We start from the raw sequence: 17134 nt of genomic DNA, 5'->3' as shown, positions 1-17134 counted from the left end.
GTCAGTTCTTCAAGGTGGCGGTCATGCCCGGCTTCACCGCCTGGGCCACTTCCCGCGCGCTCCAGTTGGTGAGCCGGATGCAACCGTGCGATGCGGTCTTGCCCACGTTCGACGGCTCCGGCGTGCCGTGGATGCCGTAGTGGGGCTTGGACAGGTCGATCCACACCACGCCCACCGGATTGTTTGGGCCCGCCGGCAGGATCGCCTTGGAATCGCCGGCCTCGGCATCCCAGAACAGCTTGGGGTTGTAGTGGAAGACTGGGTCCCTGGCCACGCCTTCGATCTTCCAGTCGCCGATGGGCAGCGGATCGTGCCTGCTGCCGGTGGATGCGGGGTACTGCGCCACGATCCTGCCGGCCTCGTCCAGCAGCGAAACGGTGGCGTCGGACTTGTCCACCACCACCTTCGCCACGGCCGGCAACGGCATGGCGCTGCGCACATTCGGCACCACCAGCGACTCGCCGGCCCGGCCGAAATCCTTGCCCGGGTTCAACTGCTGAAGCAAGGCGGGGCTGGCGTGAACCTTCTCGCCCAGCGCTTCCAGCGGCGAGGCATAACCCAGGGCATCCATGCGGGCCTTGGCCGCCGTGTCGTCGGGCACCGGGCGGAACGGGCCGGCGACGTCGTCGGGGCCAAGGGTGAGTGCGACCAGCGCGGGCGCGCGATCCTGGTCCAGCGCCGCCCAGGTGGACGCATCCATCTCGCCGGTGACGCCCAATCCGCGGCTGGCCTGGAAACCGGCAATCGCCTGGCGCAGGTTGGAGCCATAAACGCCGTCGATCTCCCCCGGCGAGAAGCGGGCGCGATCGAGCAGGATCTGCGCCCGCAACACCGCCGCGCCCCGGTCGCCTGCCCGCACCGGCGAAACCAGCGCGGCATCGTTCACCCTCGCCGCATTGAACACGACCGGCAGCGCATCCTGCGCGACCGCCAGTGCCGGTGCGGCGGCGGCAAGCAGCGCCCAGAGAACCCGACAGCGTTTTTCGATCATCGGCAAGCGGCCTCCTGAATGGGGAGGCCCGAGCTTGCCGCAGCCGGCGTGAAGGATCGTTGGCGCCCGCCACGCCGGTCGGACCCTACCCGAGCGGCCAGCGCGCCAGCGGGATGTGGCGCGTCCGGCCCAGCAGGCTGTGCACCAGCACGAACTCCTCCACTCGCCAGGCCATTGGCGCGACCTTTTCCGGCGCGATCACCAGATGGTCGTACGCCAGCGTCACGTGCGGCCTGAAACCCGACGCCACCCATCGACCCAACCCCGCCTCGCGCAGCCGCGCGCCAAGCTCGGCCTGGAACGCGTGCAACGACGCGTTGCCCTGCTCGGCGGTCAGCACGAACGGCGATGTTTCCCGGCGAGCCTCGAAGCTGGTGACCTGGTCGAAAACCACATCGAACGGTGCCGCGGTGACCCGCGCCGCCGCGGCGCTGGCCGCCGCCACGATCTCCGGGCGCAAGCCCGCCGAATCACCAAGATGGAACAACGTGACGTGGAAGCGGTCGGTCGCCAGCGGCTTGCCGCGCAGACCGTGGCGGGCGCATTGCGCCGCCGCAAAGGCGGCGAGCCTGCCGGCGGTACCGCGGTCCGGGAACGTGGCCAGAAACAGGCGATCGGTGGCCACCGCCGGCGCAAATCCAGGGAATGATGCTTGTTGCGACATGTTCGTCCCTCAGCTCTTGCCCCGTCGTCGAGCAAGGCCTCGTCGATGGGGCGCCGAGGATAATCCATGCGACAGCCCAGGCCATCCTCGGGCAGGTGCCGCCAGCTAGGGGCGCGAGCGATCCGGGCCGATGACCATCCACCGATCATGCCGCACGCGCCAACCCAGCGTGGCCAGGCGCGCGCCCAGAAAACCGAAGACAAAGGCCGCCGTAAGCCACCCAAGCCCCGCCGTTCCCGCGGGGGCGACGATGAGGATGGCCACCGCCAGCGGTGCGAACACCGCAAGGTTGATCACCCCGGCCACGGCCAGATAGCGAAGATCGCCCGCGCCGATCAGCACGCCATCCAGCACCCAGACCACCGCACCGATGGGAACCGAGAGGCCAAGCATTACCAGGCTGGGCGGCAAGAGCGCCAGCACGGCAGCGGCGTTGGTGAACAAGTGGCCAAGCACGCCGCTGCCGATCGCCACGACCGCACCGGACAACAGCCCCGCCAGCAAGCCCCACTCCAGGCACCGGCGCAGCACCGCCCTGACACTGGCGCGGTCACCCGCACCCAGATGGCGACCGACCAGCGCCTGGGCGGCGATCGCCAGCGCATCCAGCGCAAACGCGAGCGTGGCGAACAGCGTCATCACGATCTGGAACGCTGCCAGCTGTGGCGAGCCCAGCCCGGTTGCCACATAGACCGCCAGCACCATGGCCACGCGCATGGTCAGCGTGCGCAGGAAAAGCCAGCCGCCCGCGGCCGCGCCCAACAGCATGCCCGCGCGGCGCGGCCAGGGACTGGCGCCCACCCGCTTCGCGTGGCTGCCCACCACGACAAGATAGGCGGCCACCATCAGCCATTGCGCCACCACCGAGCCGGCGGCGGAACCGGCGATGCCGTGTCCCAGGCCGTAGATGAACCAGAAATTGAGCACGATATTGGCGCCGAAACCGGCGCCCGCCACGACCAGCGGCGTGCGGGTGTCCTGCAGGCCACGCAGCAAACCGCTGGCCGCGAACACCAGCAGCATGGCCGGAATCCCGGCCATCGAAAGGCCCAGGTAGGTCACGGCGGCGTCCGTTACCGCGGCATTCGCGCCAAACGCCGCCACCAGCGCGGGCGCCGCCGCCCGGCCCGCAACGGCCAGGACGATGCCAAGGCCCAACGCAAACCACAACCCGTCGATGCCCACCGCCACGGCGCGGCGACCATCCCCCGCACCCAGCCAGCGCGCCACCGCCGGCGTGGTGTTGTAGGCCAGGAAAACCATCAGCCCGATCATCGTCTGCAGGATCGCGCCGGCCAGCCCCAGGCCGGCCAGCGGTTCCGCGCCAAGGTGGCCAACCATGGCCGAGTCCGCCAGCAGGAACATCGGCTCGGCCACCAGCGCGCCAAACGCCGGCAGGGCCAGACGCAGGATCTCTCTATCGATCGGTTGGGGGGTGAAGACGTTGATGGGCGAACCTGGCGGTCGTAATCGACAGCGCGCCATCGTACAGGTCCACCCCTTTGCCTGCGGGCGGGGGCGAGAACATGATCTTCCCGCCAGCCTGAGCCGCCCCCTCCCAACCTCCCCCTGCGACCGAAGGAAGTCCCTTTGGGGCAAGCAGGGGGAGGAGCCAAGAGCCCCACGCTCTGCTCCCTCCCCTGTTCGCAGGGGAGGGCTGGGGTGGGGTTCGCTCTTGATCTTCCTTCATCACCCCGCCGCCCAACGAACGAGCGGCTCGATCCACGCCACGCTATCCTGCCGGCCCGCGCCGGCCAGCCTCGCCCTTCCGCTAGTCCAAGGAGATCACCCCACGTGCCGCACTATTCCGGCCTCCTGTTCACGCGTCCCGTCGCCGAATCGCTATGCGCGGCACGCGACGCCGGCGCCGACAGATGGCAGGGCTCGCTGACGCTGGGTTTCAGCCGCGACCAGGCGCGGTTGTCGGCGCAAGACTGGGAATGGCGCGGACAACGCCACCCCTACCCCGGCAAGCTGAAGGACCGCACCATCTACTACCGCGATGGCGACGACTACGCGCCGGTGGCGCGCTTTTCCGGCTCGCTGATCAAGCTGGTGCCGACCGAGTGGGGCGCGCCCACCTTCGAGATCGACGGCATCAAGATGCTGCCCACGTCGAAGGAGTCGCCGCTTGAGGATGCGCGGCGCAAGGTGGCGCTGGTCGAGCCCGCCGGCAAGGTGGTGCTCGATACCTGCGGCGGCCTGGGCTATTTCGCCTCCTGCTGCCTGGAAGCCGGGGTGACGCGCATCCATTCGTTCGAGAAGAACGCCGACGTGCTGTGGCTGCGCACGCTGAACCCGTGGTCGCCCGACCCCGACGCCGAAGCCAGCGGTGGCCGCCTGCTGCTGCAACATGCCGACGTTGCGCAGGCCATCACGACGTTTGCCGACGCCTCGGTGGACGCCGTGCTGCACGACCCGCCACGCTTCGGCATCGCCGGTGAACTCTACGCGCAGGCTTTCTATGACCAGCTCGCCCGCGTGCTGCGCCGCGGCGGGCGGCTGTTCCACTACACCGGCAGCCCGAACAGGCTCACCAGCGGCCGCGATGTGCCGCGCGAGGTGGAAAAGCGGCTGGAGAAAGCGGGCTTCAAGGCGCAACTGGCGCTGGATGGCGTGCTGGCGACTCGGCGCTGAAGCGCCGTCCCTACCTGCTCCGCCCGGCGACCGCACCGCCTCGACCCAGGCCCAGGCCTTTCGTCGGCCTGTCGCGACCACCTAAAGAATTCGCTCGGCGAGCCGCCGTACTGGGATGGCTTCAGACCGTGGCAAACCGCGCTGGTCCGATCGTCGCCACGGGTGACGCGCCATGCATCGACCCAACTGCCCTACTATCGGCCAATGACCACAACACCTCCCTCCGAAGTGGTGCGCCGCGGCAGCCTGGCCTGCGTCGGCATGGGCATGACGCTGGGTTCCCATCTCACGCCGCTGGCGCGCAGCCACATCGCGCAGGCCGACGTGGTGTTCGCGGGCCTTTCCGATGGCGCGGTGGAGATGTGGTTGCAGCGGATGCATCCGGACGTACGCAGCCTGCAGCCGTATTACGCGGAAGGTAAATCGCGCATGCAGACCTATCGGCAGTGGGTCGAGCTGATGATGATCGAGGTGCGCGCCGGCAAGAAGGTCTGCGGCGTGTTCTACGGCCACCCGGGCATCTTCGCCTGGTCGCCACACAAGGTCATCGAGGTGGCACGTGCCGAAGGTTTCGAGGCGCATATGGAGCCGGGCATTTCCGCCGAAGACTGTCTCTATGCCGACCTGGGCATCGATCCGGGCCGTTTCGGATGCCAGCATTTCGAGGCCAGCCAGCTGCTTTTCTACGAGCGCCGGATCGATCCCACCGGCTATCTCGTGCTGTGGCAGGTCGGCCTGGTGGGTGACCTTTCGTTGACGCGGTTTTCCACCGGTCCGGCGTATCGGCAGGTACTGGTGGACCGGCTGAGCCGGGACTATCCGCTGGACCACGAGGTGATCATCTATCGTGCCGCGACGTTGCCGATCCAGAAGCCGGAAATGCGCCGCATCGCAATGCGTGCCCTGCCCAGCGCCGAACTGACGACCGAACACACCGTGGTGCTGCCGCCCGCCGCGCCGCTCAAACCGAACCCCGCCATGCGCGAGCGATTGGCTGTATTGGAGCGGGAAACGGCCATGGCCTGATGCGGACTATCGCTACGCGACGCGTTCCAGGCCGATGGTCAACGCCATCGAAAACGGGGGAAGACATGTCCGACACGATCGAACTTCTTGAGGCCATCGGCAACGATGCCTCGCTGCGGCATGCACCGAGGCAGGAACTGGCGAGCCGCCTGCAACAGCTGGGCGCATCGCCGGCGCTCACCGCCGCTGCCTCATCCGGCCACAGCGAGGCGCTCTACGCGGAACTGGGACACATGCCGATGCAACAGCCCCAGGTTTCGCACACGCCCGGCCACGAGGATGATGAAACCGGGCAGGACGACGTCGAACCGCCCATGCCCGCTCCCCCCGTCCAGGGCGCTCACTGAAGCCGCCCGCCAGGCACGCGCATGCTCCGCCCGCCGATCCGCTACCGGTCATGGCCAGCCTGCCTCGGCCTTGCGCTCTGCGCGATCGCGTGCATGCCCCGGGCCAGCGCGGCGATACCCGACCCGGCGGCATTTCTCGCGCAGGCCGATCGCATACGCACCAGCGACCACCCCCGGTTCATGCGCATGCTGGCCCAGATCCATCGCGACGCGCCTCGCCTTGGCCCGGCCGAGCAATGGCATCTGCGCTACCTCGATGCATGGCAAACCGGGTACCAGGGTGACTACACCAAGGCCGACCCCAAACTGCGCGCCATCGCCGAGCACTCCGGCAACCCCGCCCTGGCCGCCAGGGCCTCGGCACTGCGCCTCATCGGGTTGGGCTTCACGCGTCGATACGAGGAAACCTTCGTCCTGGCCGACCGCCTGGCGGCCGAACTACCGCACATCAAGGACCCGCTCGCACGCTTTCAGGTACTGATCAATCTGTCGCAAGCGATGCTGTTGGCCGACAAGCGTGACCTGGCGTTGAAATACGCACGAATGATCGAGGACAAACCTCCCCCTGGCGAGACGCTCTGCCCTTCCCGCATGTTGCAGATCACGATCCAGTACGACAGCCCCAGGCTCAGCTCCTCCAGCCCGGAGTTTCATCGGGCCATCGAGACATGCAGAGCAGCAGGGCAGCCGGTCTACGTCAACGCATTGCGGCTCGTGATGGTGGATACGTATCTGCGCGAGAAGCAACCGACGAAGGCGCTTGCCCTGCTCGACCGGATCGAGCCGGAGATCCGGAGCAGCGCCTACTACGAACAGATGGAATCGGCCGCCGAGCTGAGGGCGCAAGCCCTGCTGGCGCTGGGGCGCCTTGCCGAGGCCCGAACGGCAGCGCTCGCGGCGTTGTCGCTGAGCGATCCGAACGAGATCAGCGAGGCGCTCAAGGCCGTCTATGAGGTGCTCTACAAGATCGAGAAGAAGCTAGGCAATGCCACGGCGGCGCTGTCGTACTTCGAGCGCTACGCGGCCCAGGACAAAGGCTACCTCGACGACGTCAGCGCCCGCGCGCTGGCTTACCAGACCGTGCAACAGCACCTGCTGACCGAGAAGCTGGAAACCGAAAAGCTCAGCAGGCAGAACGCGATGCTGCGCCTGCAGCGGGCGCTGGACGCCAAGGCGGTGGAAACCGGCCGGCTCTACATCCTGATGCTGCTGTTGATCGTCGCCTTCATCGCCTCCTGGCTCTATCGTCTGAAGCGTTCGCAAATGCGCTTCAAGCGGTTGTCGCAACACGACGGCCTCACCGGCATCTTCAACCACCAGCATTTCATCGGCGAAGCGGCGCGTGTATTGCAGGCATTGAAGAAAAAGAAGGAGCAGGCCTGCCTGATTTCCATCGACCTCGATTACTTCAAGCAGGTCAACGACACGCATGGTCACGCGATGGGCGATGCCGTGCTGAAGCAGACGGTGGCGATCTGCAAGCAGGAGCTGCGGCCCGCCGATCTGTTTGGCCGTCTGGGCGGCGAGGAGTTCGGCATCCTGCTGACCGGGTGTTCCCGCCATCAGGGCCTGGATATCGCCAACCGCATCCGGATCGCGATCGACGCGACGCCGATGGGAGACGGCGATCGCGTGATAACGATTTCCGCCAGCGTCGGCCTGGCGTCCACCGAAGTCTCCGGCCACGACTTGCAACGGCTGTGCATGGAGGCGGACGCAGCGCTTTATCGCGCCAAGGGGGCGGGGCGCAATCGTGTCGTGGCGCATGCCGGCACTGGCGATCTGTTCGTCACCGAAGACGCATCACGTCCGGCCCCGACGCGGCAAGGCGATGCCACCGCCCTGTACGTCGCCGAGTCCGAGTAACGGAGCGGACTGCAGAGGCGACCTGTAGGAGCGACTTCAGTCGCGATGCTCTCCGCGCGCCGTACCAAAAGCTGTCGCGACTGAAGTCGCTCCTACAAGGAAAACAGGCAGGAGATCAGCCGCAACTGCCGCAGCAGGTGCTTCCGCCGCTGATGTGCACTTCGGTTTCCAGCGGCACGGCTTCGCAATCCATGGTGCGCAGCACGTCCAGCACCTGGTTGCCGGTGGCATTGGCGAGGACTTCCAGCCGGCCGCGCGCGGCATCCAGGGCAATCTGCACATTCGGGTCGAGCGGACGCAACGCGGCGGTGAAGGCAGCGGCGTCGTGATGACAGGTGGACAACTGGTATTGCATGGTCTGCTCCGTAAGAGGTGGCCGTTCAGTGGCCCGCCATGATGCTCAGATCCGTCGCACCATCCCCTGACCAGGATCAACCGCCCGGCAAACCCATGCATCGGAACCGTGCCCTGTCACGCCTCCGCGGCGCCGAAGCGCTCGACCAGGAAGTCGCTGAAGGCACGCACCAGCAACGAGGATTGCCGATGCTGCGGGTAGACCGCGTACACGTTGAACCCCTCGGGCCGAAACGGCTCCAGCACGGGCACCAGCCGGCCATCGGCCAGCGCGGCGGCGACGATGAAATCCGGCAGGCTGACGACGCCCAGGCCGGCGATTGCCGCATCGCGCAGCATTTCGCCGTTGTTGGCGCGCATCGGCCCGCTCACCGACACCTTGCGGACGCGCCCCTCCGCGCGGAACGTCCATTCGCTGCGACGCGCACGTCCGTAGGTCAGGCAGGCAAGCGATGCGAGATCCCCAGGCACTGACGGCGCGCCATGACGGCGCAGGTAATCGGGGCTGGCGCAGGTGATCAATTGCACGGCGGCGATACGCCGCGCGACCAGGCTGGAGTCGGCGAGCGCGCCGATGCGCACAGCCATGTCGTAGCCCTCGCCGATCAGGTCGACCGTGCGGTCGTTGAGCTCCAGCTCCACCACCACTTCCGGATACCGCTGCATGAACGCGGGGATCATCGGCCCCAGGTGCAGCGTGGCAAACGTCATCGGCGCGCTTAGTCGCAACAGCCCGCGCGGCGCCGCGGTCTGGCTGGCGATCAGCTGCTCGGCGGCATCCACCTCCTCCAGGATGCGCTGGGCACGTTCGTGGTACGCCAGCCCCAGATCGGTGACGCGCAGCTGCCGCGTGGAGCGCACCAGCAGGCGCGCGCCCAGCCGCTTCTCCAGCGCGGCGATCCGCTTGCTGACGAACTGCTTGGACAGCCCCAGCCGCTCGGCCGCGGCCGTGAAGCTTTGGGCATCGACAGTCTCGGCAAAGATCCGCATGTCTTCGAGCTGGCTCATTGTCGCCTTCTGGTTGACGGAATTAAGCGTTTCATCATGTTTATTGAATCGATCGGCGACTCTAATATCCCACCCCAGAGGCCGCAAGCGCCGGCTCCCACGGCTGATTTCCAGACGTACGGGAGCGTCGCCCACGCCGTCGCCCATCAACGAGGAGAACCACCATGATGCAAGTTCGCAAGGCTTCCGACCGCGGCGTGGCCGAGCACGGCTGGCTCAGTTCGCGCCATACGTTCTCGTTCGCCAGCTACATGGACCGCGCGCAGATGGGTTTTTCCGACCTGCGCGTGATCAACGAGGACCGCGTGGCGCCGGGCCAGGGCTTCGGCAAGCACCCGCATCGCGACATGGAGATTTTTTCCTACGTGCTGGAAGGCGCGCTGGCGCACAGCGACAGCATGGGCACCGGCTCGGTGATCAAGCCCGGCGACGTGCAGCTGATGAGCGCCGGCAGCGGCGTGACCCACGCCGAGTTCAATGGCTCGGACACGGCGCCGGTGCACTTCCTGCAGATCTGGATCGTGCCCGGGAAAGCCGGCGGTGAGCCGGTCTACCAGCAGCGCCATTTCGCCGACGCCGAAAAGCGCGGTCGCCTGCGTCTGATCATCTCGCCGGATGGCCGCGATGAATCGCTGCGCATCCAGCAGGACGCATCGGTCTACGCCGGCCTGTTCGACGGCGAGGAAAGCGCCACGCTGACGCTGGACGGCAACCGCCATGCCTACGTGCACGTGGCCCGCGGCCGCATCGAGCTCGATGGCGTGAAGCTGGAGGCCGGCGACGGCGTGCGTCTGCGCAACGTGCGCACGCTGCAACTGGCCAAGGGCGAAAACGCCGAAGTGCTGGTGTTCGACCTGCGCCCGCAGGAGCTGCCGCAGATGCCGTGATCGGCAACGCGCCGGGTGGCCAGACCCGCCATCCGGCCAGAGGCCTCGTCACGCTTCTACCGGCAGCGCAATCCGGCGACAATGCGCGCCCCACTTCACAGGAAACCGCTCCATGATCCAGCGCTTCGATACCGGTCCGCGCATGTCCGAAATGACCGTCCACAACGGCGTGGCCTACCTCGCCGGTCAGGTGGCCGAGAACGCCGACGCCGACATCGTCGGCCAGACCGAGCAGGTGCTTGCCGCCATCGACGCGCTGCTGGCGCGAGCCGATACCGACAAGCGCAACATCCTGCGCGCGGGGATCTTCTTGGCCGACATGGCCGATTTCGCCGGCATGAACGAAGCCTGGGGCCGCTGGGTGCCGCAGGGCGCCACGCCTGCGCGCGCCACTGTCCAGGCGCAGTTGGCCAACCCCGGCTGGAAGGTGGAGATCGTGATCACGGCCGCGATCCCCTGATCGTCATGGCCTGGCCGGTGGCGCGGGCCGAAGGTTCCGCCACCAGTGCCGTGCCCGGGAAACAGCCGATCTCGCACGCCTGACCAGTCGATCTTGCGCGGGCGCCGACGCCGTGGCGCCCGCGGTGGCGGGCGGCCACACAAAGGTCGCCACGCTGCTCGGCGGCATATCGTAGGCGAAGCGCAGCGCCCCCTGGCTGACGGTCAGATGGTTGACCCTGGCATTGCCGTTGACCGCCACCAGCACCACCGAGCCATCGTCGGGATTCTGGAACGCCAGCTGATGGATGCCGGCGTTGGTGTTGCCCGACTTCACGCGCGCGGCGCCGGGCAGCACGAACCGGCTGAAATGGCCGAACGCGTAGTACTCGTCGTTGCGGCTGACCTCGCCGGTGGCCGAATCGATGGTGACCACGCCCTTGCATTCGTCGCAGCCACCGGCGTGCGGACCGTGGTTCTCGTCCAGCGCCAGGTTCCAGTACACCACGCCGCGCGCCCAGTTGCGCACGCTCTCCATCACGATGTTGCGCGCAAACAACAGCAGCTCGCCCTTGCGCGCCGATGGCCAATCACCGCCCGAACACTCGGTGAGATAGGCGTCCATTTGCGGGTAGGCGTCGTGCACGGTGGATTGCGCGGCGGGGTTGCCGCGATAGCAGTGCCAGGCGATGCCGGCCATGTGGCGCCTGGCGTCGGGATCGGCCAGCACGCTCAGCGATTCACCGGGCGTATCCCAGTTGTGGTCCCAGCCCAGGATCACCGGCGCGTTCCTGCGGCGTGCCAGCGCGGGGCCCAGGTACTGGCCGATGAGGCGCGCACGCGCGGCGGCGGTCAGCTCCATGCCCGGATAGGTCAGCGGAAGAAACGCCGGCTCGTTCTGCACCGTCAGCGCGAAAATGGGAATGCCGTAACCCTGGAAGGCATCGATGAAGCGCACCAGGTAATCCGCATAGACCGATTCGTACTCTTCCAGCAATGAGCCACCGATCAGGTTGGCGCTGCTCTTCATCCACGCCGGCGCGCTCCAGGGCGAGGCGATGATCTGCGCGTCGGGCCGCACCGCCAGGATGTCCTGCAGCGCGGGGATCAGGTAGGCCTGGTTCGGGACCACGTTGAAATGCTGCAGGCCGGGGTCGATCTCGCCGGCGGGCATGTCGTCCAGGGTGTAATGCTGCAGCGAGAAATCCGACGCGCCGATGGTGATGCGCAGCATGCGCAAGTTGAGCCCCGGCGGCGGCCCGAACAGCTCGCGCAGCAAGGCGGAGCGCTGCGACGCGCTCATCGCGTTGCGCAGCAGCCAGGCCGAGGAATCGGTCAGTGCCGCGCCGAAGCCGACCATGGTCTGGTACTTGCGGCTGGGGTCGATGACCACGTCGGCCGGTGCGGCATCGGGATCGGTTTCGCCGGCCATGACGTCGAGTTGCCGCGCCAGCCGCAGGCGGCGGTCGGCCGTGCTCACCCACACGTGCACCATGATGCCGGCCGGCTGCTGCAGCACGCCGGCCTTGATGTTCGCGAACAGCGGCGGACGCGGCCAATGCAGGGCCGACATGGCCAGCAGCGTCAGCAGGATCACCGACAGCAACGGCGTCCAGCGCCCCACCCCCTGGTTTTCATCCATGGCCAGCGCGCTCGCCCCCGCTAATCGCCGAGCGGCGCACGGCCGCCGCACCGACCATCATCGATGCATGGTTGGGCCGTACATGGCATCCATCTGCTCTGCGGCGTCCGCGACGGTCAAGCCACCGCCGCGGGCACCGATCGTGGGGGACTCTCATTTCTACCCATCAAGAACTCGCGCGCAAGCCCGCCAGCCTACAGCTTGTAGTTGATGCCGAACAGGATGGTGCGCCCCCAGGTATCGTATTCCAGCGGACGGGTCAGCGGCGTGTTGTCGGGCAAGGTGGCAACCTGCACGGTCGAATCGGCCGAATTGGTGAGGTTGGTGACCTGCAGCAGCAGCGACAGGCCGTCCAGACGATCGCCGGCGAACGCATAGCCCAGCTGCAGGTCGGTTTGCCGGTTGGCGCGGATCTTGGTGTAGCCCAGCTGGTCGAACAGCGCCACGGCCTCGCCGGTGAACGATGAGCGGTAGCGTTCGGCCACGCGTATCGAGAAGCCATAGCGCTCGTAGAACAGGGCCAGGTTGGCCACCTTGCGCGACAGCCCGGGCAAGGTCTTGGGCCCGCCGGGAACGGACGAGATCGACGACTTCGGAATCGAGCTGTTGGTCAGCGAGAAGTTGGCCTGGGCGCCGAACCCTTCCAGTGCGCTGGCCAGCAGCCCGCCTTCCAGGGCGCCGGACAATTCCAGCCCGTCCATCTTGCCGCCGGTGCCGTTCTGCGGCGTGGTGAACGAGCCGATGTTGCTGGTCGGCACCAGGGTGGGATTGTCGTTGGTGTAATTGGAGAAGTCGTAATCCAGCACGGTCTGGTTGTAGATGTAGTTCAGCAGGTTCTTGTGGAACACCGCCGCGGCCACGTAGCTGGCCTTGCCGAAATACTTCTCCCACGACAGGTCGGTGCCGACCGCTACATACGGGCGCAGTTGCGGATTGCCTCCGCGGCCGGACCACAGCACCTGGCCGGCGCCGGGGCCATTGGTGATCTGCGACACGCTGGCCGACGTGGCCACCTTCTCGTCGTCGATGCGGCCGCGCGCCATGCTCTTGGCCAGCCCCAGCCGCAGGTACTGGCGATCGCCGATCTCGGCCACCAGGTTGAGGCTGGGCAGCACGTTGTTGTAGGAGGCGCCATCGCTGATGTTTCCCACCAGCGCATCGCCATTGGTCTGCAGCGCGCGCGACGACTGCTCGGTACGCACGAACTGCACGCCCAGGTTGCCGCGCAGCGGCACGCTGCCCAGATGCGTGTCGAGGTTGAATTTCACGTAGGCCAGCGGCACCTTTTCCTCGACGGTGTAGTTGCGGCTCCAGTCGCCCTGCCCGTTCTTCTGCACCCGGTAGAACTGGCCGCCATACAGCGCACCGAGCACGTCGTAATTGAGAATGCGGTCGATGCCGCCGTAGCCCAGCGATGTGGGCCGATACAGCATCGCCGGATCGACCGGCGCGCTGAAATGGCTCTGATACGTCTCCTTCGTCGAGCCGTTGCCCACGAGATAGGCGAAATAGACGTCCGCATGCTTGGTCTTGGTGCGATCCGACCAGGCCAGGCCCACGTCCATGTCGCTGAAGATCCAGCCCAGGGGATGGCTGGCCTGCAGGCGGAAAGCGTGGATGGTGTCGTCCTGGTGGTCGAACTCGTCGCGCCCGTTGTAGCCGTAGCCGGGCGGATCACTCCAGGGACTGCCGGGGTCGGTGAAGACCATCGTGGCCGGATCGGCAAGGTCGACACCCGCCGTGAAATGCGGGTAGCCGAACGCGGCCGGCGTGTCGAAATCCACGCTGGTGAAGCCGCCATCGGCCAGCCCGCTGAACAGGTAGGCGTCGTGCAGTTTCACCCGCGCGCTGGACGAGGACAGGTCGGCCATCAAGGTCCAGTCGCCCACGTACAGTTTGCTGTTCCAGCCGATGGAATAGAGCTTGTCGTGCTCGCGGGTGTAGCCGTTCTGCAGGATCGGCGCCACGCCGAGGATCGTGCCGGAGGTGACGATCGGCAACGGCTCGCCCGGCGAGGTCTGCACGTTCTGGTAGGAAACATGGTCGTACGGGCTGCTCGACCACTGCGCGCCGTTGGTGTAGCGGCGCTTGCTGAAGGTGGAGTAGTACATGTCCAGCTTCGAGTAGTAGACCTCGTTCGGCGCCCACTCCAGCACGGCCATCACGCCGTTGCGCTTCTGCCTCTGCGACTGCGCGCGCAGTTGCATGCCTTGCTGCGAGATCACGTTGTCGGGCATGCCCGGCGTATGCGGGCCGCCCCAGTTCTGGTCGATGCCGGCGCTGCCGTTGTTGGCGCTCCACCACCAGGCCTGGTACTGCCGCTCCTGGATCGGCTGGTCGACCACGGACACGCCCAGCGCGATGCCCAGGGTGTGGTCGAGAAACTGGTCGACGTATGAAAAGCTGGCGCGATGCCCGCTGGTGCCCGTTCCCGTGCCGGGATTCAGCGAACCGTTGCTGTTGTGCGCGCCGCGGAGGTTGAACACGAACGTCCGCTTCGACAGGTCCAGCGGATTGATCGTGTGCAGGTCGACCGTGCCCGAAAGCCCCTGCCCGACCAGGCTGGCATCGGGCGTCTTGTAGATGGTCACGCTGTTGATCAGCTCGGCCGGGTACTGGTCGTACTCCACGCCGCGGTTCTCGCCCACCGTGGCCTGCTCGCGTCCATCCAGCGTGGTGCCGGCAAAATCCGGCGACAGGCCGCGGATGGAAATGGCATTGGCATGACCATCGGCGCGCTGCGTGGCCAGGCCGGGCACGCGCGCGAGACTGTCGGCGATGCTCACATCGGGCAGCTTGCCGATGTCTTCGGCGGAGATCGCCTCGACAATATTGCTGGCGTTCTCCTTGGTCTTCATCGAACTGGCGATGCTGCCGCTGATCCCGGTGACCACCACCTGGCTCATGTCGGTCACCGATTTCGCGGGCTTATTCGCGGGCTTTCTGGACGTCGCGCCCGTGTCGTCGGCTTTCGCATCGATATCCTGCGGCGCCGGTGCACTCGCGCCGGTGCTCGTCGTCGGCGGTGGGTTCGGCGTCGTCTGCGCCGATGCGTTCTCCACGCCGGCGATGGCCAGCAGCGCCGCCGCACATGCCAACGCCAACGGACGGAAACGGGTAATCGCCAGGGAACCCTGCAATGCACAGCGCGACTTCATGATGGACGCCCTTCGTGGTGGTGGATCTCGTCAGCGGCGTCAAGCAGACCTGGCGCGCGGCACCTGTCGCGCACGGGCTCGCGTTCCCTCCCGGCAGGCCGGTAAACGCGGCGGAACCTTCCATCCACCGCTGGCGACCGGGAGCACGCACGCGCCGCCCGTGAACAACGGCGACAAGACACCACGAGCGATGTGGAGATTATGAAAAGACGGACGCGATCGCCGACCGTCGGCATTCACCCGCCACCAGGAACAGTCTGAACAAGCCTTGGCTCGTCATCCCAGCGAAGCGCTGGAATGACGACTTGTTCAAACCATCCTCAGCGGCCGAACTGCGCCACCACCGGGAAATGGTCGGAGGGATAACGCGGCCCTTCGTGCGTATCGACCGTTTGGACGTCCAAAGCCCGGAAGCCGCGGCTCAGTATCCAGTCGATACGCCGGTCCGGCGTGCCGGTGAAGTCGTGGAAGGTCTTGTCCGGGCCCGAGCGCCGCGCCGCCGCCAGCCAGGCGTCCTGCAACGTGCGGGTCAGCTCCGCATGCACCGGCGTCTCCGGCCCGCAGTTGAAATCGCCGGTGAGGATCACGCGCTCGCTGGCGGGAAGCGCGGCAATGCGCTTGAGGATCATGCCGGCACTCAGCATCCGCGCACGCACGTCCTCCAGCCGATACGGGAAATGCGTATTGAAGTAAGTGAACGCGCCGCCGCCATCGCGAAAGCGGAACCGCGCCCAGGTGACCATGCGCGGATAAGGCTGCCCCCAGGTCCTGCTGCCTGGCACGTCGGGCGTGTCGGAAAGCCAGAAATCACCGGAATGTTCCACCCGCAGGCGATCCGTGCGATAGAACACGCCCATGTGCTCGCCCTTGCTGCCACCGTCGCGGCCCTGGCCGAACCAGGCGTAGCCGGGCAGATGCGCGGCCAGATACTCGCCCTGCTCCTCGGTCAGTTCCTGCGTGCCCAGCACGTCCGGCTGCGCCGCGAGGATCACCTTCACCATCAGCTCGCGCCGGTTCGCCCATGCATTCATGCCGGTGTCCACCGGCACGCGCACGTTGAACGTCATGACCTTGAGCGGCGCCTCGGCAGCGACACCCGTGCCGGTCATGCCGAGCATTGCCGTGCAGGCCAGCAACGCAAACCAGTGGCGCAAATTCATCGCGAAGCTCCGGGCATGACCGTGGTCGAAGCGGGGAGACTAGCGCGAAAGAAGCAAAGCGGGACACCGATCAGACGAACGCCCAGCCACCGTCGGCGCGCGCATCAGCACGCACCACCGACGTGCCGGGAAAGTGCGAGCTGAAGTACAGCCTGCCATCGCCAATGGCGTCGAGCGCCCATGCGCGTGACCGGCGCGCCTGCGCGCCATCGGCACAGAACACGGAGTTCCAGTCGGGATGGTGCAGCTGCAGCGGGTGGTGCATCACGTCGCCGCCAAACAGCGCGTTTTCGCCGCCGGAGCTCAGGCTGATCGACATGTGGCCCACGCTGTGGCCGGGCGTGGGATGAAAGCGGAAGCCCGCCTCGATCTCGCCACCGTCGTCGCCCAGTCGATGCACCAGCCCCGCATCGATGAGCGGCCGCACGCTGTCGTCAAAGACCATGCGGCGCGATGCGGCGGCGGGCGTGGCGTAGAAATCCTCCTCCGCCTGCGCATACACGTGGCGCGCGTTGGGAAACGTCGGCTGCCAGCGGCCATCGACGTAGCGCGTGTTCCAGCCGACGTGATCGACGTGCAGGTGCGTGAGCAGCACCAGGTCGACATCCTCCGGCTGGACGCCCGCGTTGGCCAGGCGTTGCAGGTAACCGGTGTTGAGCTGATCGAAGACGCGGTTGAACGGCCGCGCCTTGCCGTTGCCGATGCCGGTGTCGACCAGCACCACGAGCCCGTCGATGCGGACCAGCCAGCTGTGCACGCTCATGATCAGGGTCTGGCCGTCGTCGGATAGCATTTCCGGATGCATGGCGTCGCTCCATGGGGTGACGGCGGACTCGGTCCAGTCGGGGAAGACCTTCGGCCCGCGCAGCGTAGTGAGCAGGCGATCGGTGATGCGGGTGATGCGGGCGTTGCCCACGCGATAGCTTGTGCTTTCGGTCGTCATGGCGGCATCCGTG

The 17134-nt window shown here is 66.9% G+C and carries 16 protein-coding genes; 7 read left to right on the top strand and 9 right to left on the bottom strand.

The features are described 5' to 3' along the window. Window position 1: 1 nt before the first annotated feature. The 3 genes from ABD017_RS15360 to ABD017_RS15350 all read right to left on the bottom strand — a co-directional run bounded on the left by ABD017_RS15360 (window position 2) and on the right by ABD017_RS15350 (window position 3140). Entirely contained in the window at window positions 2-991 is a 990-nt protein-coding gene (locus ABD017_RS15360; protein WP_343883650.1) for a L,D-transpeptidase family protein, read from the bottom strand. Between the two features lie 85 nt (window positions 992-1076). Then, the gene (locus tag ABD017_RS15355; RefSeq protein WP_343883649.1) at window positions 1077-1616 is read right to left on the bottom strand and encodes a 2'-5' RNA ligase family protein; all 540 of its coding nucleotides are present in this window, start codon (window positions 1614-1616) and stop codon (window positions 1077-1079) included. A 144-nt stretch (window positions 1617-1760) separates the two neighbouring features. Then, a complete protein-coding gene (locus tag ABD017_RS15350; RefSeq protein ID WP_343883648.1) occupies window positions 1761-3140 on the bottom strand; it encodes an MATE family efflux transporter in 1380 nt (459 codons plus the stop codon). 309 nt (window positions 3141-3449) lie between these two features. On the opposite strand from ABD017_RS15350, the gene ABD017_RS15345 reads away from it, so the two are divergent. From ABD017_RS15345 to ABD017_RS15330, 4 genes are all read left to right on the top strand, one after another. Next, window positions 3450-4292, top strand: coding sequence for a class I SAM-dependent methyltransferase (locus tag ABD017_RS15345; protein ID WP_343883647.1), 843 nt, complete (start codon window positions 3450-3452; stop codon window positions 4290-4292). A gap of 204 nt (window positions 4293-4496) precedes the next feature. Then, window positions 4497-5318, top strand: a complete 822-nt coding sequence (locus ABD017_RS15340; protein ID WP_343883646.1) for an SAM-dependent methyltransferase — start codon at window positions 4497-4499, stop codon at window positions 5316-5318. 65 nt (window positions 5319-5383) lie between these two features. Continuing rightward, window positions 5384-5665, top strand: coding sequence for a hypothetical protein (locus ABD017_RS15335; protein WP_343883645.1), 282 nt, complete (start codon window positions 5384-5386; stop codon window positions 5663-5665). 93 nt (window positions 5666-5758) lie between these two features. Next, window positions 5759-7531 carry a GGDEF domain-containing protein gene (locus tag ABD017_RS15330; protein ID WP_343883644.1) on the top strand — a complete coding sequence of 591 codons (1773 nt, stop codon included), beginning with the start codon at window positions 5759-5761 and terminating at the stop codon, window positions 7529-7531. Between the two features lie 115 nt (window positions 7532-7646). Here ABD017_RS15330 and ABD017_RS15325 read toward each other — a convergent pair whose 3' ends face one another. Together ABD017_RS15325 and ABD017_RS15320 are read right to left on the bottom strand one after the other, a co-directional pair. Then, window positions 7647-7886, bottom strand: coding sequence for a hypothetical protein (locus ABD017_RS15325; protein WP_343883643.1), 240 nt, complete (start codon window positions 7884-7886; stop codon window positions 7647-7649). Between the two features lie 116 nt (window positions 7887-8002). Beyond that, window positions 8003-8893, bottom strand: coding sequence for a LysR family transcriptional regulator (locus ABD017_RS15320; RefSeq protein ID WP_343883642.1), 891 nt, complete (start codon window positions 8891-8893; stop codon window positions 8003-8005). 164 nt (window positions 8894-9057) lie between these two features. Here ABD017_RS15320 and ABD017_RS15315 point away from each other — a divergent pair, with 164 nt between their 5' ends. Then, the gene (locus ABD017_RS15315) at window positions 9058-9780 is read left to right on the top strand and encodes a pirin family protein (RefSeq protein ID WP_343883641.1); all 723 of its coding nucleotides are present in this window, start codon (window positions 9058-9060) and stop codon (window positions 9778-9780) included. Window positions 9781-9892: 112 nt separating this feature from the next. Continuing rightward, a complete protein-coding gene (locus ABD017_RS15310; protein ID WP_343883640.1) occupies window positions 9893-10240 on the top strand; it encodes a RidA family protein in 348 nt (115 codons plus the stop codon). Window positions 10241-10243: 3 nt separating this feature from the next. On the opposite strand, the gene ABD017_RS15305 is transcribed toward ABD017_RS15310, so the two are convergent. Together ABD017_RS15305 and ABD017_RS15300 are read right to left on the bottom strand one after the other, a co-directional pair. Continuing rightward, on the bottom strand, window positions 10244-11860 hold the full coding sequence (locus tag ABD017_RS15305; protein WP_343883639.1) for a glycoside hydrolase family 30 protein: 1617 nt from the start codon (window positions 11858-11860) through the stop codon (window positions 10244-10246). A 194-nt stretch (window positions 11861-12054) separates the two neighbouring features. Further along, a complete protein-coding gene (locus ABD017_RS15300) occupies window positions 12055-14766 on the bottom strand; it encodes a TonB-dependent receptor (protein WP_343883638.1) in 2712 nt (903 codons plus the stop codon). On the opposite strand from ABD017_RS15300, the gene ABD017_RS15295 reads away from it, so the two are divergent. Continuing rightward, window positions 14708-15223 (top strand): hypothetical protein, encoded by a 516-nt coding sequence (locus tag ABD017_RS15295; protein WP_343883637.1) that lies wholly within the window; start codon window positions 14708-14710, stop codon window positions 15221-15223. The two genes, ABD017_RS15300 and ABD017_RS15295, sit on opposite strands and share 59 nt — an antisense overlap. 115 nt (window positions 15224-15338) lie before the next feature. Here ABD017_RS15295 and ABD017_RS15290 read toward each other — a convergent pair whose 3' ends face one another. Continuing rightward, window positions 15339-16178 (bottom strand): endonuclease/exonuclease/phosphatase family protein, encoded by an 840-nt coding sequence (locus tag ABD017_RS15290; RefSeq protein WP_343883636.1) that lies wholly within the window; start codon window positions 16176-16178, stop codon window positions 15339-15341. Window positions 16179-16248: 70 nt separating this feature from the next. Next, entirely contained in the window at window positions 16249-17121 is an 873-nt protein-coding gene (locus ABD017_RS15285; protein ID WP_343883635.1) for an MBL fold metallo-hydrolase, read from the bottom strand. Window positions 17122-17134 lie beyond the last annotated feature (13 nt).

Origin of the sequence: Rhodanobacter caeni (assembly GCF_039523575.1) — a bacterium.
GTDB lineage: Bacteria > Pseudomonadota > Gammaproteobacteria > Xanthomonadales > Rhodanobacteraceae > Rhodanobacter > Rhodanobacter caeni.
The sequence above is the reverse complement of the archived record's forward strand: the minus strand, read 5'-3'. Positions and strand labels throughout refer to the sequence as shown.